At 37.6% G+C, this 22,940-nt stretch carries 24 protein-coding genes and 1 riboswitch; of the genes, 3 read left to right on the top strand and 21 right to left on the bottom strand.

The window, feature by feature from the left end; translation table 11 throughout:
* Window positions 1-393 precede the first annotated feature (393 nt).
* Window positions 394-1,557 carry a DUF418 domain-containing protein gene (locus ACSG5Z_RS00350; RefSeq protein ID WP_088608768.1) on the top strand — a complete coding sequence of 388 codons (1,164 nt, stop codon included), beginning with the start codon at window positions 394-396 and terminating at the stop codon, window positions 1,555-1,557.
* A 15-nt stretch (window positions 1,558-1,572) separates the two neighbouring features.
* Here the strand turns inward: ACSG5Z_RS00350 and pbuX are convergent, their stop codons facing one another.
* The 21 genes from pbuX to ACSG5Z_RS00245 all read right to left on the bottom strand — a co-directional run bounded on the left by pbuX (window position 1,573) and on the right by ACSG5Z_RS00245 (window position 21,881).
* Window positions 1,573-2,895 (bottom strand): xanthine permease PbuX, encoded by a 1,323-nt coding sequence (gene pbuX, locus ACSG5Z_RS00345; RefSeq protein ID WP_000809222.1) that lies wholly within the window; start codon window positions 2,893-2,895, stop codon window positions 1,573-1,575.
* Between the two features lie 3 nt (window positions 2,896-2,898).
* Window positions 2,899-3,492 carry a xanthine phosphoribosyltransferase gene (locus ACSG5Z_RS00340; RefSeq protein WP_000866483.1) on the bottom strand — a complete coding sequence of 198 codons (594 nt, stop codon included), beginning with the start codon at window positions 3,490-3,492 and terminating at the stop codon, window positions 2,899-2,901.
* Between the two features lie 106 nt (window positions 3,493-3,598).
* Window positions 3,599-3,700: riboswitch (purine riboswitch) on the bottom strand.
* A gap of 116 nt (window positions 3,701-3,816) precedes the next feature.
* The gene (locus ACSG5Z_RS00335) at window positions 3,817-4,563 is read right to left on the bottom strand and encodes a type I methionyl aminopeptidase (RefSeq protein WP_088062732.1); all 747 of its coding nucleotides are present in this window, start codon (window positions 4,561-4,563) and stop codon (window positions 3,817-3,819) included.
* Between the two features lie 154 nt (window positions 4,564-4,717).
* Window positions 4,718-5,191, bottom strand: a complete 474-nt coding sequence (locus ACSG5Z_RS00330; protein ID WP_435710378.1) for a GNAT family N-acetyltransferase — start codon at window positions 5,189-5,191, stop codon at window positions 4,718-4,720.
* Window positions 5,192-5,238: 47 nt separating this feature from the next.
* A complete protein-coding gene (ypwA, locus tag ACSG5Z_RS00325; RefSeq protein WP_088062731.1) occupies window positions 5,239-6,756 on the bottom strand; it encodes a carboxypeptidase in 1,518 nt (505 codons plus the stop codon).
* 100 nt (window positions 6,757-6,856) lie between these two features.
* Window positions 6,857-8,794 carry an ATP-dependent DNA helicase gene (locus ACSG5Z_RS00320; protein ID WP_060489642.1) on the bottom strand — a complete coding sequence of 646 codons (1,938 nt, stop codon included), beginning with the start codon at window positions 8,792-8,794 and terminating at the stop codon, window positions 6,857-6,859.
* 138 nt (window positions 8,795-8,932) lie between these two features.
* Entirely contained in the window at window positions 8,933-9,115 is a 183-nt protein-coding gene (locus ACSG5Z_RS00315) for a DUF3921 family protein (protein ID WP_000376888.1), read from the bottom strand.
* A gap of 364 nt (window positions 9,116-9,479) precedes the next feature.
* A complete protein-coding gene (locus ACSG5Z_RS00310; RefSeq protein ID WP_435710377.1) occupies window positions 9,480-9,902 on the bottom strand; it encodes a phBC6A51 family helix-turn-helix protein in 423 nt (140 codons plus the stop codon).
* 12 nt (window positions 9,903-9,914) lie between these two features.
* Window positions 9,915-10,496, bottom strand: a complete 582-nt coding sequence (locus tag ACSG5Z_RS00305) for a hypothetical protein (protein WP_435710376.1) — start codon at window positions 10,494-10,496, stop codon at window positions 9,915-9,917.
* 4 nt (window positions 10,497-10,500) lie between these two features.
* Window positions 10,501-14,355, bottom strand: coding sequence for a phage tail tape measure protein (locus tag ACSG5Z_RS00300; protein ID WP_435710375.1), 3,855 nt, complete (start codon window positions 14,353-14,355; stop codon window positions 10,501-10,503).
* Between the two features lie 2 nt (window positions 14,356-14,357).
* A complete protein-coding gene (locus tag ACSG5Z_RS00295; protein ID WP_435710374.1) occupies window positions 14,358-14,609 on the bottom strand; it encodes a hypothetical protein in 252 nt (83 codons plus the stop codon).
* Between the two features lie 44 nt (window positions 14,610-14,653).
* On the bottom strand, window positions 14,654-15,697 hold the full coding sequence (locus ACSG5Z_RS00290) for a major capsid protein (RefSeq protein WP_435710373.1): 1,044 nt from the start codon (window positions 15,695-15,697) through the stop codon (window positions 14,654-14,656).
* A gap of 83 nt (window positions 15,698-15,780) precedes the next feature.
* Window positions 15,781-16,551 (bottom strand): hypothetical protein, encoded by a 771-nt coding sequence (locus ACSG5Z_RS00285; protein WP_435710372.1) that lies wholly within the window; start codon window positions 16,549-16,551, stop codon window positions 15,781-15,783.
* Between the two features lie 49 nt (window positions 16,552-16,600).
* Window positions 16,601-16,747, bottom strand: a complete 147-nt coding sequence (locus tag ACSG5Z_RS00280) for a hypothetical protein (RefSeq protein WP_435710371.1) — start codon at window positions 16,745-16,747, stop codon at window positions 16,601-16,603.
* Window positions 16,748-16,752: 5 nt separating this feature from the next.
* Entirely contained in the window at window positions 16,753-16,989 is a 237-nt protein-coding gene (locus ACSG5Z_RS00275) for a hypothetical protein (RefSeq protein WP_305455556.1), read from the bottom strand.
* Window positions 16,990-17,054: 65 nt separating this feature from the next.
* Entirely contained in the window at window positions 17,055-17,279 is a 225-nt protein-coding gene (locus ACSG5Z_RS00270; RefSeq protein ID WP_435710370.1) for a helix-turn-helix transcriptional regulator, read from the bottom strand.
* A gap of 823 nt (window positions 17,280-18,102) precedes the next feature.
* On the bottom strand, window positions 18,103-19,983 hold the full coding sequence (locus ACSG5Z_RS00265) for a hypothetical protein (protein WP_435710369.1): 1,881 nt from the start codon (window positions 19,981-19,983) through the stop codon (window positions 18,103-18,105).
* A gap of 394 nt (window positions 19,984-20,377) precedes the next feature.
* On the bottom strand, window positions 20,378-20,794 hold the full coding sequence (locus tag ACSG5Z_RS00260) for a hypothetical protein (RefSeq protein WP_435710368.1): 417 nt from the start codon (window positions 20,792-20,794) through the stop codon (window positions 20,378-20,380).
* A gap of 203 nt (window positions 20,795-20,997) precedes the next feature.
* The gene (locus ACSG5Z_RS00255) at window positions 20,998-21,279 is read right to left on the bottom strand and encodes a hypothetical protein (RefSeq protein WP_435710367.1); all 282 of its coding nucleotides are present in this window, start codon (window positions 21,277-21,279) and stop codon (window positions 20,998-21,000) included.
* 156 nt (window positions 21,280-21,435) lie between these two features.
* Window positions 21,436-21,561, bottom strand: coding sequence for a DUF3961 domain-containing protein (locus ACSG5Z_RS00250; protein ID WP_435710366.1), 126 nt, complete (start codon window positions 21,559-21,561; stop codon window positions 21,436-21,438).
* 14 nt (window positions 21,562-21,575) lie between these two features.
* Window positions 21,576-21,881, bottom strand: a complete 306-nt coding sequence (locus tag ACSG5Z_RS00245; protein ID WP_098646295.1) for a hypothetical protein — start codon at window positions 21,879-21,881, stop codon at window positions 21,576-21,578.
* A gap of 142 nt (window positions 21,882-22,023) precedes the next feature.
* Here ACSG5Z_RS00245 and ACSG5Z_RS00240 point away from each other — a divergent pair, with 142 nt between their 5' ends.
* Together ACSG5Z_RS00240 and ACSG5Z_RS00235 are read left to right on the top strand one after the other, a co-directional pair.
* Window positions 22,024-22,260: a helix-turn-helix domain-containing protein gene (locus ACSG5Z_RS00240; RefSeq protein ID WP_435710365.1), complete on the top strand. Its 237-nt coding sequence runs from the start codon at window positions 22,024-22,026 to the stop codon at window positions 22,258-22,260.
* Window positions 22,261-22,401: 141 nt separating this feature from the next.
* On the top strand, window positions 22,402-22,869 hold the full coding sequence (locus tag ACSG5Z_RS00235) for a stress protein (protein ID WP_435710364.1): 468 nt from the start codon (window positions 22,402-22,404) through the stop codon (window positions 22,867-22,869).
* Window positions 22,870-22,940: the final 71 nt, after the last annotated feature.

The raw sequence follows: 22,940 nt of genomic DNA, 5'->3' as shown, positions 1-22,940 counted from the left end.
TTCTTTTTACAAATGAAAGGGATTTTATGTCATATCACTCATTTTGCTGTTCCTACTCCATTTAAAACATACTTTGCAATAACTGCATATACAGTGACTGTACCTGCTACTAATGCATATACCATACTCATGCACCAACCTTTTTTGATAATGATTATCACTTTTAAATACATTTTATCATTAAAGAGAATCATTATCAATACTTTTCATAAAGAAAGCCCCTTATAGAAAGGAGCTTTACTGCCTGTTTTGAAGAAGGTTAAAACTTGTTGTGCACTCTTATTATATCTCATAATACATATCTTAACAGTTTTAAAAATTGGAAATTACCTATATACCCTCCTCTTTACATTTTGTATAATAAAAGGGAATTACTTAACAAGGAGGAAAATAATGACACAAAATATTTCACAAGGCGAGAGGATACATTCCATAGATATTATTAGAGGAATAGCTGTACTAGGTATTTTTCTTGTTAACTGGCCAATTATCGCCGGGGTTGACTCACGTGATATTACAGGAATTTACGAAGGGATAGACAGCTATATTCGCCTATTTTACGATATGTTTATTCAAACGAAATTTTATACAATTTTTTCGTTTTTATTCGGATTAGGTTTTTATATTTTTATGAATCGTGCTGAGGCGAAAACCGATCGTCCAAAAACTTTGTTTGTTCGCCGCTTACTTATTTTATTATTATTTGGTTTCTTACACTACGTTCTTTTATGGGACGGGGACATTTTACATACTTATGCAATTACCGGATTTTTCTTATTTTTATTTTACAAGAGAAAGCCACGTACTATTTTAATATGGTCAATTGTACTATTAAGTTTCATGCAATTGTTCACATTAGTAGGTTCTCTTCTCATGTTATTAGTGCCGGTAGATGAACTAGGCCTTTCCATAGCCATTATGCCGTTAGAAAACTGGGGCTTACAAATTACAGACAGATTCCATTCTTTCTATTCTGAAGCAATAAGTAACAGTCTTATTATGCTTCCTGAAACACTAGGATTGTTTTTACTAGGATTATATGCCGGTAAAAAAGACATTTTCCGCCGTGCTAAAGAATTAGATCTAAAACTTAAAAAATGGCAAATCATTATGTTCATTTTAACATTACCGATGTGGTTTATTATGGTTTACTTCTTTATGAACAATCAACCATACACACCATTTTCGCTTATGGGTATTACGATGATAAGCGGAAAGACATTGTTCATCTTCTACATTGTCACGTTAATGCGTTTATTACAAAAAGAAAGATGGCAAACATTATTACGTCCGTTCCAGTATGTTGGTCGAATGGCGTTAACAAACTACATTTCACATACAATTGTTACATTACTTGTATTCGGACTATTGTTCAAAAATGATTATCTTGCTCCATTATGGGTAGGTCCTCTATTTTGCATTAGTTTCTATACGTTACAAATCTTTATTAGCCGCTGGTGGCTGTCACGTTATCAATACGGGCCACTTGAGTACATTTGGCGTCTTGGTACGTATGGGAAAATGATGCCACTTAAAAAGAAAAGCAAGGTCTCATAATGAGACCTTGCTTTTTTACGCTTCTCTTACTGCACTTTGCATAGACACTGGCTCTTCTTTTACTTTCACTTTACGCTGCGGCACCATATTAAATACGATATTTAAAAGTACTGCTGACGCACTTCCAAGTACAATTCCGTTATCTGTTAAAATACGAATGTTTTCAGGAAGTTGTGAGAATAATGTCGGAACAACTGTAACCCCAAGCCCAATTCCGACAGAACATGCAACGATTAATAAGTTTTCTTGTTTACCAAAATCAACGCTACTTAACATTTTAATACCATATGCCATTACCATACCGAACATTGCTAACATCGCCCCGCCAAGTACGGATTTCGGAATGATTGTTGTAATAGCTGCGATTTTTGGAATAAACCCAAGAACGATTAACATACCACCACAAGTATAAATAATAACGCGATTTCTTACTCCAGTTAATTGAACAAGTCCTACGTTTTGAGAGTATGTTGTATATGGGAATGCGTTAAAAATACCACCTAACACCATCGCTAATCCTTCTGCGCGATAACCTTTTGTTAATTCTTTTTCACCAATCTTTTTATTGCAAATATCAGATAATGCAAAGTAAACACCTGTTGCTTCTACAATCCCTACGCAAGCAACTAAAATCATCGTAATAATTGGCGTTAATTCAAATGTTGGTGTACCGAAGTAAAACGGCTGAATACCATGGAACCAATCCGCTTCTCCAACCGCTTGCAAACTTACTTTCCCCATAAATGCTGCGACAATTGTACCGAACAATAGACCAAGTAAAATAGAGATTGAACGAATAAACCCGTCAAAGAAACGATACATAATGATGATAAATAGTAATACACCAAATGCTAACGCTAAATTTTCAAGACTACCAAAATCCTTACTTCCTACTCCTCCAGCCATATCATTAATTGCTGCTGGAACAAGTGTAACTCCAATTACGGTAACGACAGATCCTGTTACAACAGGTGGAAACAGTTTTACAAGCTTTCCAAATAATTTCGCAAAAATAACAACGAATAACCCGGCAGCAATAATTGCTCCATAAATAGAAGACACACCGTATTGTTTCCCGATTGCAATCATCGGCCCAACCGCTGTAAATGTGCAACCAAGTACGACTGGAAGTCCAATACCGAAAAAGCGATTTGATAATGCTTGTAAAATCGTCGCAACGCCGCACATTAATAAATCAATCGAGACTAAATATGTTAACTCTTTTTGATTTAAACCAAGTCCGCCGCCCACAATAAGCGGAACGATAATTGCGCCAGCATACATCGCCAGCATATGCTGCATACCAAGCGATGCGATTTTAAATGGATGTTGCTTCATCGTTTATTTCACCTCCGCAGTTTCTTGCTGTACAAATGTAACTGTGCCGTTATCAAGTGATGCAATTTCTGCTAGTGACTCAACACGAACTCCTTGTTCACGAAGCTTCTTTCCTCCATCTTGAAATGCTTTTTCAATAACAATACCAATTCCTGCAATACTTGCTCCTGCTTGCTCTACTAAACTCATTAAACCTAAAGCAGCCTGACCATTTGCTAAAAAGTCATCGATAATTAAAACACGATCATTTTCATCGATATGATTTCGAGATAATGAAATTTCATTCGTTTCTTGTTTCGTAAATGAATATACGTTTGCAACGTACATATTATCTTGTAACGTTAACGATTTACGTTTTCTTGCAAAGATTACTTTTACACCAAGCTCTAATGCAGCCATAACTGCTGGTGCAATGCCTGAAGATTCAATCGTCACGATTTTTGTAATGTTCTCTTCTTTAAAACGTTTAGCAAATTCTTTTCCGATCTCTTGCATAAGTACTGGGTCAATTTGATGATTTAAAAATGCATCTACCTTTAATACGTCACCAGATAAAACCTTTCCTTCGTTCAAAATCTTTTCTTGTAATACTTTCATGTTTGTTCCCCCTCTTATGCAATAAAAAACTCCAAAAGCCGCCACCACTCGTTACAAGTGAGAGACGCGCTTTTGGAGTTTCGCAAAAAAGAATGCTAAACAAGCAAATATATTCGTCCTCACTCATAGTCAAAGTATTTACGGTACTTCGGTAGAAACTTGCAGGCCATATCCCCGCGATTATATGAGTGTAGCTAACTATTTATTTTATAGAAGGATTATAACGCATTTTTTATACTTTGAAAAGCATTTCTTAATAAAACACGTACAAATTTTATAAAAACATCATTTTTGTTCGAGTTTTGTAAACTCTTACATATTATTTCAAAGTGTCGTTAAAATAATCGGCCCATCTTTTGTAATCGCAATTGTATGCTCATATTGCGCTGATAATTTCCCGTCCATCGTTCTTGCAGCCCATCCATTTAAATCTACTTTCGAATATCGCATACCTACATTGACAATAGGCTCAATTGTAATTACCATTCCTTCTTGTAGTTCAGGCCCTTGTCCTTGTTTCCCAAAATGAAAAATTGCTGGTTCTTCATGAATCTCTTTACCAATCCCGTGCCCCGTAAAGTCTCTTGCAACCGAAAAACCTTCAGTAGCTACATAACTTTCAATTGCATAGCCAATGTCTCCTACATGATTACCGATTACCGCCTGACCAATCCCTTTATATAAAGCATTCTCAGCTACTAACAATAACTTTTCTGCTTCATCAGAAACATTTCCAATTCTATACGTCCAAGCAGAATCTGAAAGACCACCATTTAAGTTTACTACCATGTCAATTGTTACAATATCTCCCTCAGTTAAAGGAACATCGGCGGGAAACCCATGGCACATTTCAGCATTTACAGATGCACATATCGCATATGGATACCCGTTGTAACCTTTCTGCTGAGATGTTGCACCATGCTTTTCTAAATAAGCTTCAACAAACGTATCAATTTCTTTTGTCGTAATACCTGGTTTCATCATTTTGGCAATTTCCCTATGACATGAAGCAAGTAATTTCCCAGATTCATGCATCAAATCTATTTCATTTTTCGTTTTAATTGTAATCATTCTACCTCTCCTTGCTAAACCTGCTATTTGCTACTAAAGTTCAATCATACACATCCTCTGTCAAAATTTCAAAACTCTCAATTACAACAAGTACAAAAATATGTATCCTATACTTCTAAATCAAAATAAAGAAACAGAAGATCCCCTCTGTTTCTTAATCATTTTTACATATATAATTCATTTTCAAAAACTCAAAACAACTACCATTTGTTTTCTGTATAAACGTTCCAACAGCTTCAAATCCTGCTCTTTTATACACTTTAATCGTTCTCTCATTACATGTCGCTACTGATAGTGTTATATAATTGCAACCATATTTTTCTTTACTAAAAGCTAGTCCAGCGTTTACGAACTGTAAACCAAATCCATTTCCAGTTATATCAGGTCTCATTCCAAGACCTATATCAACCGTTCCATCATTTATTTTACAAACAGTAAAAAAACCAATGAGAGTGCCATTTTCCTTCACAGAAAATGTATGATTTCCTCTACTCTCATCATGTAAAAACTCAGCTAAATCTTCTTCATCTGCACCTATATCGTAAAAGGAATACCTCCCTTCATAATGCCAGTTATATGCAATTTCTTCTGCTTCTTCTTGCGTCATTACTGTATATGTATAAGCCATTCTTCTATCCCCCTTGAAAAAAAGAGCTGCAATTAAGCAGCTCTTTTTTATAACTCATAGATCTCTTTATACTTCGCTTCTAAATAATCTGCTAAGTAGTTTGCATTTAATCCTTCACCTGTCACATCTTCTAAAATTTCAAGTGGCTTTTTCGTTTTACCGTATTGGTGAATATTTTCTGTTAACCATTCACGAATTGGTGTTACGTTTCCTTCTTCTAATAATGCATCAAAGTTCGGAATGTCTTTTAACATTCTTTGCTTAAATTGCGCTGCATACATATAACCAAGCGCATAAGATGGGAAGTATCCAAATGAACCACCAGCCCAGTGAACATCTTGCAATACACCTTGTGCATCGCTTTCCGGACGAATTCCTAAATATGCTTCCATCTTATCATTCCAAGCCACTGGCAAATCCTTCACTTGTAATGTACCATCAAATAATTCTTTCTCAAGTTCATAACGAACCATGACGTGAAGCGGATATGTAAGCTCATCTGCTTCTATACGAATGAACGATGGCTTCGATTCGTTAATCGCATCATAAAACTCATCTACTGATATATCATTGAATTGACCATCGCTATACTCTTTTAATAAATCATAATTTTTCTTCCAGAATGATTTATTACGACCGATAAAGTTCTCAAAGAATAATGATTGTGACTCATGAATACCCATAGAAGTTCCACTACATAGCGGTGTACCTTCGAATTTCTCTGCAATATTTTGTTCATATACAGCATGGCCACATTCATGAATTGTTCCAAACACTGCCATACGGAAATCTTTTTCATCATAACGTGTTGTAATACGAACGTCCCCTCTATTTAATGTAATCTCAAATGGATGTACCGTTTCATCAAGACGACCTGCTTTAAAGTCATAATTCAATTGCTTTAATAACTCTAATGTAAAGTTCTTTTGTTTTTCTTTTGAAAAATGTTCTGATAAAGCACTTGTCTTTAATCTCTTTTGTGACTCCGATATTTCTTTTACGAGCGGAACGATACGCTCACGAAGTTGACCAAATACGTGATCTAACACTTCTACTGTAATACCTGGCTCATACATATCTAACAATGTATTATATTTATATGTTTCGTAACCCCAATATGTAATGAATTTCTTTTTAAATTCAACTATTTGTTCTAAATACGGACGGAACATTTCGAAATCAGATTTTTCCCGAGCTTCTTCCCACACACTTTCCGCTTTCGCTTCTAATTTCACATACGCCTCGTATTCCGCTTGTGGAATTTTCTTATTTCTATCATATTCTTTACGACACTCTTCAACCATTTTCTTCGTCGTTTCAGAAAGTTTATCTTCACTTATTAAAGCTTCAAGCTCTGTTAAATAATTTCCCATCTCATCTGAAGTCGACATAACAAACACTTCTGATGAAAGCATACCAATTACTTCTGAACGCTGGTCTACACCTTTTTTAGGCGCACCTGTTCTTAAGTCCCAAAACATTAAGCTTAATGCTTCACCGTAATTTTGTATCTTCTTCACATATGTTAAAAATTGTTTTTCTACTTCATATGTAGCTACTGTCATCGTATAAAACCTCCCTTTTCTACCTCAAACTTAATTCGACATGGAAACCTAAATTCCTTTTATAATAGAAAAAAAGCTTGGCAAGCGCCAAGCTTTCTCCTTATAATTCTTTACCTTCTACTGGTAGTACGTTTTTCACCGCTTCTATCACTTTCTCATCTTCTGTATCAGATAAGAAGATTGATATAGCCCCTTTATCGTCGCTCGTACGAATTAAACGTCCAATCCCTTGACGAAGACGTAAAATCATATACGGTACATCTACATCCCAGAATGGATTATTTACATGTTTACGCTTCGCTTCAAACACAGGATCGTTTGGAGGGAATGGTAATGACCAAATAATAACATGCGATAATGATGAACCAGGAATATCTAAACCTTCCCATAAATGAACAGCACAAAGTACAGTCTCTTCTTCATTTTGGAAACGAGAAACGAGCTGACTAATTTCTTGATCCCCTTCATATAGGAACGGAACGGACATTTGTTCTTTACTTACATATTCTTTAAACGCTGCAAGTTCTTGTGTTGTACGGAATAATACAAGTGTACGTCCATTTGTTTTCTGTATATTTTCAAGTGTATATTGACACTTTCTTTCCCATTCGTTCTCTTTCGTATGCGATAGTAAGTTTACTGCCATTTGCTCCTCATAATCAAACGGTGAGGCAACTGAGAATGATAAGTAATCTTTTACCCCTAGGCTATTTGCTGTAAATGCGAATGAATCGTTGTTAGATAATGTAGCAGAAGAGAAAATATACGGGATTTTCTTCGAGAATACTTTCTCTTGTAATACTTCTTCAACTGCACGTGGCATAATCACTAACGTGAAGGCTCCATCACCTTCTTCACCCCATGTAATTACATTTTTCTCGTGCATGAACAGACGAAGTGAATGTTCTAATACATCTAAATGTTCATCAACGATATTTAAATCATACGTGTTTACTGTATGCATTTCACTTTCAAATACTAATGCATCACCGACTTCACCAATTTTCGCATAAAGTCTATTCGCTTCAGCTGTTACTTTTTCTGTCACAGTAATTTCTAAACGATCAGAACCGGCGATTTCCTTTTTATTTTCTTGTAACACATCAAAGAATCGCTCTGTTTGCCAAATTGTTTCTTCTACTAAATGTGCAAACTCTTCACGAATATCGTTTTGCAACAATCTTGTTAAAAGTTGCTCCATCATCGTTTGCTTTAAACGATATGTTAAAGCTTTTTGAGCTGCATATTCTACGAGATGTCCTTCATCGAATACAACGCAGCTACTTTCAGGTAATAACGGAATTTGCCCTTCACGCTTACGAGCATCGTACGTCCAAATATGATCCATATAGAAATCTTGAGAACAAATAATTAAATCTGCCGCTTTACGATAATGTTCACGAGAAAGAGTTTGACCACAACGATGACGAGAATCACAAGTGAAGCAATCTTGGAAGTAATCCCAATTTACTTTTGACCATTCCTCATCATTTAAAAGTGGAAATTCTTTTCTGTCGCCGTAGTGAGTAAAGTTTTGCATCGTACCATGATCGAATACAAACTGTGGTAATTCGTAGTATACATCTTCAATTACTTCTGGAGCTCGTCCACTCATAACATCTTCAAGTTTACGTAAACATAAATAATTATCCATTGATTTCGCAAGTCTAACATCAACAGATAGTCCTAATGCTTCAGATAACTTAGCAATGTCTCCTTCTTCTTTCACAAGCTGCTCAATTAACGTTTCATCAGCACAAGCGATAATAGCTGGTTTTCCAGTATAACGCGCATAGCAAATTGCATATAGAAGATATACAATTGTTTTCCCTGTTCCTACACCCGCTTCTGCGAACATTACTTTCTTTTCTTGGAAAGCACGCTCTAATTGAAACGCCATAAAAATTTGTTCATCACGCTCTTCAAAGCCTTTTTCCGGAAGGATATCGTAAAACACATCTCCAATCCATTCATTCAACTTATCATAAAAATTATCTTGTTTTCCTACTTCAAATGGTAATCTCTTCTCAGTAAACATCCTTAGCCTCCAACCAAAAAGTTTTTCTATAAAAAGATATAGCAACTGCTACTCATATGTGTGCAGCCACTTTCCCCTGTTGCCATACATAGAAATACACGAAAAAAAATTTTCCTTTCGAAAAAGGAAAATTTTTTTCTATATTAATGACTTTAAATACCGTTTATCAATCGCTGTTTCGTGTGAAAGAGCTGACAAATATTCTTCTTGTGCTTTTTGTATTTCCTCTACAATCGCACCTTGGCTATCCACTTCTTTCCCGATCTCATCATACGTACGATGAATAGCTTTTTGAATCATAGATAATTGGAAACTATCCATATCACGTCCTCCTTTACGCATTACATAATAGCCAGTATATGCGCGCTGGAGGAGTTTTATACTATGAATTACGCGGTGGACGTTTTCCGAAGTATTGGTAGTAATCTGTAACGGTAACAAACGTCTCTTCGCCCAATCCTATCGTATTTCCTCATGTTCTTTTTTCCGAACAGTATTTTATTACTCTAATAATAATATGTACGAAATGGAAATACAATAGCTTTTACATTATTAGACGTTTATTTACACATCTTCGTATAATAACACACTTATTTAGCGTTCTCAATAATAAACTACGACATCGTCCGATTGTATATACAAAAAAAATGGCGAACCCTCCACGTAGGAGAATCCGCCGTCATAATTAAATCCCTTTTCCTAATTCCGCTAGGGTCTGTTCAACCTCGCTTTGCGATACTTTCGGCTTATCGACGTTAGTAATAATTTCTTTCTTCTCGACTAACTTTCCACTCAATTTATAGAATAACTCTAACGCTTTAATTGAAGGAGTTTTATTAGCCGTAAAGTCTCCTCGAATCAGCGCTAATAATTGCCCGTTAGCCAAATCGATGCTATCTCGTAACAATTGATCGGCGAGTGATTCTTTATATCGAATAAAGTTAACATCATTGCTCCAAGTCCATAATGTAGTACGGCTGATGCCGAGTTCTTCCGCAATCTCTTCGAGCGTCTTTCGTTCTCTTCCTGAAAACGAATTCTCGACCAATTTAACGGCGGCTTGTGCTTGTTCTTCTGTTATTTCCTGTCGTAAATCTCTAAGATCCAAAATATTTCCTCCTTATATTAAATGTTTAATTTCCTCGTAGTGTTTTAAATAACGATCTACTTCCGATTGTAAGAACGATTCGTCACTCCGTAACTTCTCTAAACGTTCTTCATCTATTTCCGGTAAAGGTTCTTCGGTAAATTGATTTATCCCAATGCTACGTAAGTCTAGTAGCTTGAATGTGTAGTAAATCTCACGACTAGCTTTCTCGTAACTGATTTCGTCTGCATCAATACGTTTCATCGTACTTAATAAATCACGCAGACTGCAACCTGTTACATTATGCGCCTGGTCAATCGCCTCATTTAATAATAGAAGATAGTCGCCATATTTCTGGTGAATTGTATTATATTCCGTTGGTTGTAATGCTCGCGTTTTTACTAGTAGAACGCTATATTTCTTAAAATAGTCGAAAAGATGCTCGACTTTATCCGCTAATACTTTTGATACCTCTCTATCTACGAAACGATCCGGACGCTCAGGTGGCAATCCATTTGCGATACGTTCTTGTCTGTGCGCCTCATTTCTCGCTCGCATTTCCTCAATCTCTTTATCTAACCTGTCGTAATCAATTACTGGTGCTTCCTGTACCACACAATCACCCCTTGTCTCCTAATAAATATGATTGGATACTTACGTCCTGCATACGCATATTGTCTAAGTATCCTTTTGTTGATCTTGCGATTTCCCTACCGTCCATCATAATTACGTTTTCAATCGTCATTTCACGTTGGAAGTTCGAAGTTGCATCCGTACTAGCTTTACGCCCAGCATCCGTTGCATACACCGAAGGTGTTGCGGCTTTCGCTAAGCCTGTATTTACGGAGCCTGTATCCACCGCTAACATTTCCGGCTTCATCCAATCCGCCATGTTCTCCGATGTTTTGATTATTGCGCTTTTCATTCCGTCAATACCATTTACGTAACCTTTGCCGGTATATATACCGTAATCACGGAAAACGCGTGAAGGAGAGTGAATCGATAATATGCTTGTAAACTTATCTTTAATACCGTTACCAATGTCTGTTATTTTCCCCCAGATTTCACTCGCCATGCCGCTTATGCCATCTAATAGTCCTTGCATCATATTACGACCGATGCTCCCTAAATCGATTCCGCTTAAGAATGACGTCACATTATTAAAGATTTGAGTTACAGTGTTATAAATAGCGTTTAGGATGCTAGATGTAGCGGAACTTGCTGCATTCCACATTGCGGAAATGATGCTACCTGCTGCGGACATTGTTGATGAAATCACCGAACCTATACCTGAGAAAATCGAGCTTACTAGAGAACTAATTGCGGATAGAACACTAGAAAAAACAGATTGCACTAAATTTAATCCAGAAGTCACGACCGCTTTTATTAAATTTATCGCTCCTTGGATTATGTTTCCGATTAGTGACATTACATTTGAGGTTATCCCTTTCACCGCGTTCCATGCCCCACTCCAGTCTCCTTGTAGAACTGCAGTAAATAACTTTATGATATTGGTTATAATCCCAATCGCAGATGTAATTATGCTCATAACGGCTGGAAAGACCGCTTGAACAACTGATAAAATAAATTGGATCGCAGGAATTACTACGCCAGTTATAATCGTTGCTAAACCTTGAATAATTGCAACTGCTACCGGGATTGCCGCTTGAATAATCGAAACTATTACTGGAAAGACCGCTTGAACAATTTGTAAGATCAAAGGTATCACAGTTGTTGCTATGATAGAGATTACTTGACCTAGTAATTGAATGATCGGGATCGCGACCGATATTGCAGCACTTATGATAGCTGCAATTACTGGGAAAACAGCCTGGACTGCTTGCAAAATAATCGGAATAACTGAAGTAGCGATAATTGTCAGGATTTCTCCAAACCCTTGTATCAACATTCCAGCTATACTAAATGCAGCTTGAACAACTTGTAGAATAATTGGGAATCCAGTTTGAAATGCTTCGATAAATACCGGTAAAACCGTAGTTGCAAACTCAGAAAACATTTGAGATAAAAATTGGATACCCTCACTTATCATCGGCATAATTTGGATAGTTGTATCTGCGAACATACGAATAAGATCAGTTACCATCGGCATAACCTGTTGCATAATTTGACCAAATCCAGTGAACATTTCAGTCGCAATTGGTACCGCGGCTTTTACAACTTCACCAAATAGGCTCGCAATTGTTGAACCAAGCTCACCGAACGCCGCTCCTAATTCAGCGAGTGCTGGTCCTAAAGTAGCGAAACTTTCTGCGATTACTTGGCCTGTCTTTTGAAACTCAGGTGCTAGTGGCGCAAAGGCATCGATAAAGCCTTGTGCTAACGAAGTGATAATCGGCATGATTACAGAAGCAACCGTACTAAAGACGCCTTTTATCGACTCCCACGCTGACATCAACGCTGATTTCGCTTGTTCATTTGTGCTTACGAGTTTGAAAATCGTAGCACCTAATGAAGCAACAATAGCGATGACCCAACCGACAGGTCCAGACACACCTAAAAACGTTAACCCTAAACGAACGATTAACGGTGTTAATGTAGCAATTGTGTTACCGATTGATGAGAACGATGCTTTTATAAAAGCTACAACTGGTGAAATCGCTGCCCCCATACCCGAAAACTTGGCAGTTAAACCTTCAATAGCTGAACCGAAAGCTCCACTTATACTCTGTCCGATCCCACTTAGCTTAGCGGTTACAGAACTAAAAAAAGCACCTATCGCAACGCCCATCGCTGAAAATTTAGCAGGGATTGTCGCAAGATACGTACCAAATGAGTCTAGAGCCGATTTCATTGCTTGTACTGCGGAAACAGTAACGTTTTTAATGGATTCCCACGCACTATTCATTGCGTTACGGACCGTCTCGTTATGTTTGTATAGTTGAATTAGCGCTACACCTAATAGAGCTATTATTCCAATTGCTATACCTACAGGACCTAAAAGCGCTGCGATAACAGTACCTAAAATTGTTACCCCTTCTACTAGCACACCAATAATTGAACCCAACTTACCTATAACTAAAAATAATTTACCGAATACTAGTAAGGTGGCTCCTATAGCATTTATCATTATCCCAACAACAGTAGCTATTGCTAAAAACGCGGTTATTGCTACCGCTGTAGTTGCAACGACTGTTTTCATCGGTTTAGAGAGGTTTGTAAACCAATTCGCTAAGTCTCTTACCGTGTTTGCGACGAGGATAATTGCGGGTCCTAATGCGTCAACAAAAGCTTTTGATGCGGTATCGACTACTGACAACATTTCTTTTATTGCGCCCGCCCAACCTTCGTTCATTTTTTTAGCTGCAGCGGCTGCCGCCCCATCACTTTTTACTAAGGCGTCTGTCATCTTATTGATAGCATCAGGACCTGCTGAAACTAGTGCCATCATACCGGAAACAGCTTCAGTCCCGAAGATGGTAGCTAACGCCGCTCCTTTTTGGGCTTTTGTCATACCTTCCATGCCTTTTTGTAAATCACCTATAATTTGACTTAGGGGACGCATGTTTCCTTGTTGATCTGTAACGGTTACCCCTAGGCGTTTCAACTCGTTTGCAGCGGCTTTTGGTGGCTTTACTAAACGGAGTAAAGATGCACGCAACGCTGTACCGGCCGTCTCTCCACGAATACCATTATCAGACATAATACCGACAGAAGCTGCGAGTTCTTCCATTGATATACCTAACTGTGCTGCCGGACCTGCCGCGTACTTAAAGGCGTATTGCATATCTAATACGCCTGCTGCCGACTGATTGGCCGCTTGTGCTAAAACGTCAGCAACATGGCCACTCCTATCTGCTTCTAACCCGAATGCGTTAAGCGCACTCGTAACTGTATCTGCTACAAGTCCAAGGTCTTCGCCCGAAGCGGCTGCGGCAACAAGTACTCCTGGTAATGCGGCTGTTGCTTTTGCTGCGTCAAATCCTTTCGCTCCTAATTCGGCATATGCCTGGGCTACTTGCCCAGTTGAGTACACCGAAGTGGTCGCCATCTCTAAAATATCTTTCTTAACTTTGTTATAGCTACCACCTGTTAACATGGCCGCTCTACGAGTCTCAGATTCGAAGTTCATTGCGTCTTTCACCATACGCCCTAGAAAAAATCCCGATGCGGTGGCAGCTGGTGCAAAAGAATTCTGTACCGTCTGCCCTGCTTGTTGTACTCGATGTCCCATTTCCTGCACTCGATTTCCCACGTTCTGAAACGTAGATTGCCAAGCGCTCATATTTGGTGATGAAGGCGGTGTTACGTTTCGCATTTGATTATTCAATTGTTGTACTTGTTGTCCAGCGCTTTGGACTGCGGAATTCCAACCACTCATGTTAGGCGCCGGTATATTTATCGGCTGACTTACCGCTTGATGAAAATTACGCACGGCTTGCGTAGCTTGTTGCATTCCACGCTGTAGATCAGTTATATTGGCTAAAAGTTGTACCTCAATTCTGTTCGTAGCCATATTTATCTACATCCGATCTTCCGGAACGCTTCAAAGTTCTCTGATAGACCCTGAGATTCGATGAATTTTCGTAGTGCTTCTAATTCATCTAGTTCACCGCTTAAAGCTTGATTTAACTCAATAACTCTTTGAGATTCTTGACCAAATAATTCTAGCAACCTGCCAACTTGAATTTTTATTGTCGGAGGTCCTGGCGTCTTCATTAAACCCAATGCAATTTGTTCCATTTCAGCTAAATTTTTGACTGTACTCATATAATCACTCCTAAATTTTTATAAAATAAAAAAGAACTCACGCTTTATTGCGTAAGCTCTTCGTTATTAACCACGTCTGCAAACATTACTAAAGATGGTTTCTTAATTACCGGTAAAGCTGCAACGACGCCTCTTTGAATACTTTCGATAGGCTCTTGTTTATCATAAATCTGTAAACAATATCCTGGCTTAAATCCGTTCTCTACGGTCGGGCCATAAACGCATTCGCCAGCACGTTCTTTCACGAAAACAATACGGTTTGGCAATGCGTATTCAAATTGTTCGTCTTCGCCTGTATAAACGTTGCGTGCTATAACACCTCGACGTTCTAAAAACTCCAACTTCGGTAATTCAAACGCATCGAATACTTTTTGTATTTTCTCATTAGTCACATGTACCGGAATATCAGAACGACCATTCTCCAAATATGCAACCTCTGCACGAATACCTTGGTTAGCACGTAGTAATTTCGCTACCTCTGGCGGAATGACAATTAAATCCGGACGCTCACCGTTCACATCCTCGTACTTCCACAGCCATTCCTCAATATCGTTAATTACATCGTGCGATGGATCAGTCCAATCGTTATCTTTTGGTAATGCAATGCGGTTCCCTTCCGGAATACCAAAGTCAAGGTGCATTTTAACTCCGTTTTGGTTGTATCGGATTTCCCCCTTCATCACAGACTCTAATTTCATTAGGGCAATACGTAACTGCAACGCACCAATAATATCGACGTTCTTCATTAACATCTTTTTAATAGCGCTCGCCCTTTCGCCCTCACTACGCGGAGTCATTAGTTCCAGTAACTCCTCTTCCGTGTAAATATTCTTTAATCCCATCTTTGCAACTTCGCCAATTTTAGAAGCGACCGCGGATTTATCCATTACCGGCGGCTCTGCTCCAAAACCGATCAATCCGGCGATATGTTTCGTATTGCTAACAACGTCAAAAGCGAAGTGGGTGTCAAACGATTCGACGTCCGGTAATACTTTATCCGCAAAAGTTGGCGGCGTATTGTGTAGCAATTCTTCAACTGATAGCTTTAATTCTTGGGGCTGAAATGCCTCGATATGTGCGATTCCCATAAATAAAATTCCTCCTATTTTTCCGTTAATTTTTTGTATTAAAAAGACGCCTTCATTTTCGAAAGCGCCCTAATAAACTAGTTTTATACCGTTCTCTTTTGAGCCGACTCAACTGCGGTTTTCGTTTGGTTCCATTTCCATAGCAAGTCACTGCGATGATCTCTAACAGCTGAATACATTGCTACCTTAGAGTTCGCTTTTACTTGGACCTCATCAGCTGCCGCATGTTTTAAATCTTCATAAATACCTCGAATCTTAGTTGCTCCCTGCACTCGTTCCATCGCTGTATTTCCTTTTAAATCGTCTAATGTTCCTTTGATACTAGAGAATTGAGACAATACCTCACGTGCTACCTCACGATCAATGGACTGTAACTTCCCTTCCATATAAGAAGCCACTTCTTTTAAATTACTTGCCATGACTAATTCTGTAACGATGATTCCTGCCTCTTGGCGAACCCTCTCAGAGTCAAATCGACTTACAGTTTTAAGTGCTACGACGCCTTCCTCGGTTTTAGCATCCGCTAAACGTGATTCGATATCCTCCTTATATAGCCGTTGTGTAACTGCAAATTCTCCGTCATATTTTTCGATTAATGCACGGATATCTTCTTTTTTAGCGATGTCAGTAAGGCGAGAATTCGTTTTAATTGCGTCTAACTCTTTTTGGAAGTCTTCTTTGAGCTTGTCCGCTTTATCACGCCAATGAGTTAGTCCGTAGTCATATGGAGCTGAAGCTTTCTTCTGCTTGATCAATTCATCAGCCGTCTCCTCTTTCACCGTATAGATATAGCCCTCTTGCTTGTAATGCCCTTCTACATTTTCATTTGTCAGCATAAAAACGTCTTTATACATAAATCAATTCCTCCTAATGTTTTATATTTAACGCCTTATATGGCGTGGTTTACTCATCTTCTTCTTCTTTTGAAGTTGTTTCCGGTGGTAATATTTCGAAACTACTGTCGTTGTAATAAACAACAGTCTCCGTTTCCTCTTGTAGTTGGTTGCCGATAAAGATATTACTTTTTTCACGGTAGACTTCTTGTTTCATATCATTTACCCCCGTTTCAATTGGATGTCAACTAGGCGTAAATCAGCTTCGTTACACACGCCGATGATTTCCTGCATAACGCTATGCATCGTGTCTACGATTTCGAATTGGTATCGGCTGAACGCGTCATTATGAATGATCTCGCCTAATTCTTTATCAACAACGTGCCAATTTACCGCTAAACCCGCTACGGGATGGCTGCGTAAAAATATAATTGCTACTGCTTCTTTCATTTGTTTCATTCGACCTCTCCTATCACACTTGATTTGCGAGATAATGCGTCATTTGCTAAAAGTTGGATTTGATTTCATGAAAAAACCACCTTTTCTATCGCTTTCAATTCTTCCAATTTAGCGTCCGTTAAGTTAAACGTACGGATTAGCTTTACTTTTAACGAACTAGAAACCGGACGATACTCCGTCTCAACGTTAGCAATCGTAGTTAATCCTACGCCCAATGCTTTCGCAAAAGCTTCTTGTGTTAATCCCTCATCAAAACGAATTAAACGAACCAACTTGCCGTCAATTGTCAATCCAATTCAACCCCTTTCTTATAAACTTTTATCTTTTCATTCCAAAACTTCACATTGAAGGTAAAAGAAAAAGACGCTCCACTAAGGAAGCGCCCTTTAAACATTTGCAAAACGAATGCGTTAGAAATTAGAACAATTAATTTATATAATAACGACAATAATTACTTACAGTCGGTACTACCTCAAAATTTGATTAGGATTTCTCACTTAATAGGATACAAAATGATATAAAAGTTAGTACTCTCTTCAATACGTATAACCGCAAAACGTTCTGAAATACAATAGTCAAACGGTAATTAATTTCGTAGAATCTACATTACGTATAGATAACTAATAGGGCAAAAAGCAATAGTATTCGATAAAATGTCCGACTATAAGGTATAGGTGACTAAGAGGTTAAAAAATAGTAGTCTTTCCAAAAAAAATTGGGATCACTTAATAGGATAACTGAGCCATCAAAAATTAGATGTATTTCTCACTATTCCTGATACAATATTACGTATTTGTTAGTACTCTAATCCATTTTTAATTACGTTTACCTCTTTATGTCCCCTCATAATGCATAGATAACTAACAGTATAAAATGGTACTACTTATGATAAATTTCTTCCTCTCGCACCTATAAGGTGCGTAAAAGACAAAAAAGCAAATTATAATTTCAAATTATTTTACGAAAAGTCTATCCCCTTTATAGGTGTCTAAAACACCATTTTGTGCTAGTATTTTTTCAAAAAAAAATTATCTTCCCTACCTTATAGGTGCGTAAAACGACATTTTGGAAGTTATAATTTACGGTTTTATATTTCGGTCACATATTCTAAGATTAAACTACCTCCTTTATATATTTATTACCTTTTCTAGTAATACTGTGAGTCTTTAAAGTCATTTGAACACGTTCTTTTTGAAGAATTTTTGTAAATGTATTACGATGTATATCTAACTCATTACGTATTGCCGCCTGTTTAATTTCTTGACCGCTAGGCATACCCGCAAAGTATTCGATTAATGCGTCCTCAGACGTTTTCTTTCCCGTTAATTTATTTGCTGTTACGTAATTTATCGTCCTACAATGCGGATAAGCATCCGTAATGTGTTTAATCATGTCGTTATCCTTATTAAATACGTAGAAATGTACTTCATTTTGCTTCTGATTGGCACGAAGTCGGTTCGTTTCCTGTACCATATTAACCGCCATATCTAGCTTTTTGTATTCCTCCACGATAGGATCACGATACACTAGACCATTCTTCTTATTCACGTCATACTCGCAAGATAATTCTATATTTAAGCGATCACCTACAGTCGCTTGGGCTGTTGAAGGATAATAAAGACCGCCTTTGTTCAAGTTCCCAATATAAATTGCTGAATCAGCCGTAACATAATGATTGGAACCTCGCCCACCATCAAAATGTTTCATAATAACCTTACCGCTTTCAATTTCGTCAACAAGTCGCTTTTCTAGTTCCTCACTATGTGCTTTATATGTGACAATAAGAACCTGCCCCTCACGACTCTCAACTATTCTTTTACATTCATCAGCAATACTATCTAAAGCATCAAGATCGTTTTCGATACTAGATTTCGAAAGGCTAAAATCGTTGCAAATATGGAAAGTAACGTTTGAGTAATTAGGCTTCTCGTTCGGCTCCATTAAATAAAAATTATCTCCTGTATACTCGGGATCGATTCTACCTGTACCATCTAATACAAAACTATTAAATTGAGTCCATTCGTAATGAAGTTTTAACGTTGATTGGACTATTACATCGCCTCGGAAAAGTGAAACTAGTCCACCTGTTCTTACGATATGCTCAAACGCTCGTAAATTCACTAACTTCTCAATCGAGTGTACAGCGGTAAATTGGTGTAATAACTCCCGAGGTAACAAATACAAACGATCCACAGGGTTAACTTTAGAGATATTTGCTATTTCGGGTGATTCAATTTGCGTACGAAGTTTATTAATTAAATGTAATGCCCTCCCATAGAACCTTTTTAACTTTTGCCCCGACTTACTACTTGCCTTTCGAATATCGTCAACTAAATCGTTCAAATCAGCGGAAGTTATTCGATAAGGTATCGTCAAACTTGGTTTTTCATCGATAATTAATGTACGGCGGGGTCGCTTGCTGTCAGTATCATCTCGAAATGATGCAAATGAGTTTAAGTTATCTTTTAAGACCTGGAGTTCAAATTGTTTTGTGGTCATAATAACGATGTTGTAGTTTGATTGTGTTGTGAATTGTTCTTCGTAGTGTTCACGCGTCATGATAGATTCGTCGTACCCTTTTATTACATAAGCATATTTTTTCTTACGCAATAATCCCGCTGTTCTTTGGGTTTCCTCACTATTTATATAATCAGCTAACCGTTCCATATCCTCGATGCGTTCCTTTACGATTATTACCCCGAATGTGTCGGAATGTTCTCGGACCATATAACGTAAATATACCGATAACATAGTAGACTTCCCGAAGCCAGGAGGTGCTGCGATAACAATAGGCTTGTCTAGTATTTTCGAATGATTCCACGCCTCAAACGTGTGATATGCGAACATAAAGTCTTGTGGTGTCGGTAGACTAGCGCCATGTTTACGCATTTCTGACTCCCATCGCTGAACAAGTACTTCCGATTCTCCGTTTACTTCGTGAGGCGTTGCCATCTCTAACTGTTGCTTAGATTCTTTCATTACTTCGTTTAACATTACACATCGCCCTCCAATATTTTGTATTAATACCGTTGTAATACATAAGACCCTGCATCCGCCTAACGGCGTCTGCTACACTCTCTTTTATTACTTCACCGATAAAGTATTTATTTATCGATAATAGAATTAATAGAGATAGTAGCGGCGAAGTGGAGGCGTTAGCCGGAACTATAGCCGCAAGGTTTTATTCTTTTAATGCGTAAAAATTACTCATTGGTTTTAAACGTTATTTAAAAAGTGCACATCCGCTTATATAATTAATAGTAAAAGTGTGCGTTTTGTGTTACTCCGCCCCAGTTTTGCTAAGTCACTATGGAGTGATTAACGAATTAAACAAAAAGCACCGTTATAAAACGATGCTTCCTTGAGATACCAGCCGAAGCCGCTTCATTTATTCGATTTCGATTTTATAAATACGTCCTTTTTCATCTTTTTTAGCATAAACACCGTAAATTCCATCCCCTTTAGCAAAAGAAAAAGCAAGCGCTAGTCCATTTAATACCTGTTTATGGTTATTAAGGGATTCAAACGGTTCTAATTTTTCATTTACGTAACATGGATCAGAAATTAAAAGTTGCCCACTATCAACACCGACTCTGCCGATATACTCAACATCTTCTTCAATTTCTTTTATCATTAATAGAAAATCAATTAATTCATCCGAACTTAAACTACATCCCCTTATCGAATAGCCTTTTGCCAAGTGAGATTTTCTATCTTCTAATTCTTCCTGGCTTTCAATACGTAGAATATCAACAATATTCTCTTCTCCGTTTTCCAATAGTACAACCTCATAAATTTTTTTCATAATCTATCTCTCCTTTTTTATAATTTTTTACCTTATACAAAGTAGGACGCATGACTTTTCGACTTCGCGCACTTTCCGATTAATTAAACGCAAAAAAGAACGTGTGTAGGCCGCACGTTCTTTACTCGCTCTATATATAAAATTGCCGTCGTTGTTTTCGTCTGCCTTGCCCGGGGGTTGTTTTTCGACCAGTTGCCGCTGGTTTAATTCTGTCCTTCTAGTACCGCTTCAATAAATTCTGCGGCGCTCATTTCGTGTATATTTTCTATTGCCGTTCTACAGTAAATTTCGACCGCTCTGTAACTATCTGAATCGTAAATCGTTAACTCCTTTTTACCTCGTTCTCGCAATGGTATTTCTCGGAACGTTAGATTTTCCCCATCAAACACATAATATACCGAATCTGATAATAAATACGCTTCATATTTCGATTCCTTTAATCCATCTACATCCTGATAATGAAAATTAATAGTGATCTTCTCCATTTCTGTTCCCTCCTTTTATTTATAGGCCGATGACGAAAAGTCACATACAACCATAAGGCGCAACCTTAAGGCTCCATACCACCTTAACACACCACTTCAGCCGCCGCTCATGTACCTGCCTAAAGTACACGAGCCTAACGACTCACCTTTTCGAATTTACAAAATAAACGCAATCGCCATATTGATTAAAAATAAAGCTCCACCTACGCCAAAAACACCATAATAGTAGATGCGATCGGATAACGTTTCAAGCCCGAAGTAACCGTTTAGTTTTGCGAACATCCTCAACGCCTCCCTTAATGGATATCCTTTTTAATCGATGCAAGTGCAAGTAGAAAATCAAGTGCCGTTATATTTCCAATTTGAGTAATATCGACCAAACTTTCGTCTAAATCCCCTTGTAAATCTAATATCGTTGCGCCGAGAATAATTTCATCGTTATTTCCATAAGTAAACTCTTCAATTGAAATTCCGTCCTCATATATAGATAGAACGTGCTTATCCGTGATTTTAAAGGCTTTCTCAGCAAACGTTACTTTCGATCCATCTCCGTTCTCCACCGTGATATTTACCTTTATCTCTTCGATATTTTGGAATTGCATTTTCTCATTTCCCCTCCCTTAATTACGTTTACCGTAACTGATGTCTATATCATAAATTACGTTTACCGTAACTGTCAACCCTAAAATTACATTTTACGTAATTCTACTTAGACTATATAATATAGACAAGAGGTGATACATAGTGGCAAAAAGAATAGAAGTTAAGCTGCGTGACATATTAAAATCTCGTGGTATGGATCAGAAGGATTTAATCGATGATGATAATGGATTATCTACAAGAACAATAAGTGAACTAACGAGCGGAAAAATGAAAAGATACCCGAAAGAAGTGCTAGAGAAGATCGCAGATAAATTAAATATTACCGATATGAATGAATTACTACTAATCGTAAAAGATGAGGAGGACGCTACTAAATAATAGCGTTCTTTTTTATGGAGAAAAACGACGATATAACATATTTGATCTAAAATGAACCTTTTCGAATTTGAATATCACTAGGAAAATATATACATTTATTGTTATAATTAAATGCGTAATGTATTTTAGGGAGGGTTCACTTTGAAAAAGACATTGATTGTTGGGGCGTTATGTTTATCATTAGCTTCTTTAACCGCGTGTAGTAGTGGCGGCGAAAAGTCATCCGCTGAACCAAAGCAAGAAGCGAAAAAAGAAAAGAAAGAAACGAAGGTAACGGTAGATTCTATTATTACCGAATTTAAAAACGCTGGGCTAGAAGCGGAAAGTCCAACTGATCTACCTCAAAAAGAGTTTGGTAATATACGTAAAGAGGGGAAACGTATTGTAATACCAGCACTTGGCGAAGATAAAGGCGGTAGATTATTCGAGATTACTAAAAAAGAAGACTTAGAGAAAGCTAAGAAGTATTACGATGAGTTAGGAAACTCCGCTCCTATGTTATTCTCGCATACATACGCAAAAGGTAACTTCCTTTTACAAATGAATGGTGATATGAAAGATGAAGAGTTCGCTAAATATAAAGACGTAATGGATAAAATAGTGAAATAACGCAAAAAACCGCCTATTGCAGGCGGTTTTTTTTCGTATTCACTCCCCTTCCATCTCGTCCAACACATACG

Source organism: Bacillus pretiosus (genome assembly GCF_051294775.1).
GTDB classification, from domain to species: domain Bacteria; phylum Bacillota; class Bacilli; order Bacillales; family Bacillaceae_G; genus Bacillus_A; species Bacillus_A wiedmannii.
This window is presented reverse-complemented; position numbering and strand designations above follow the sequence as displayed.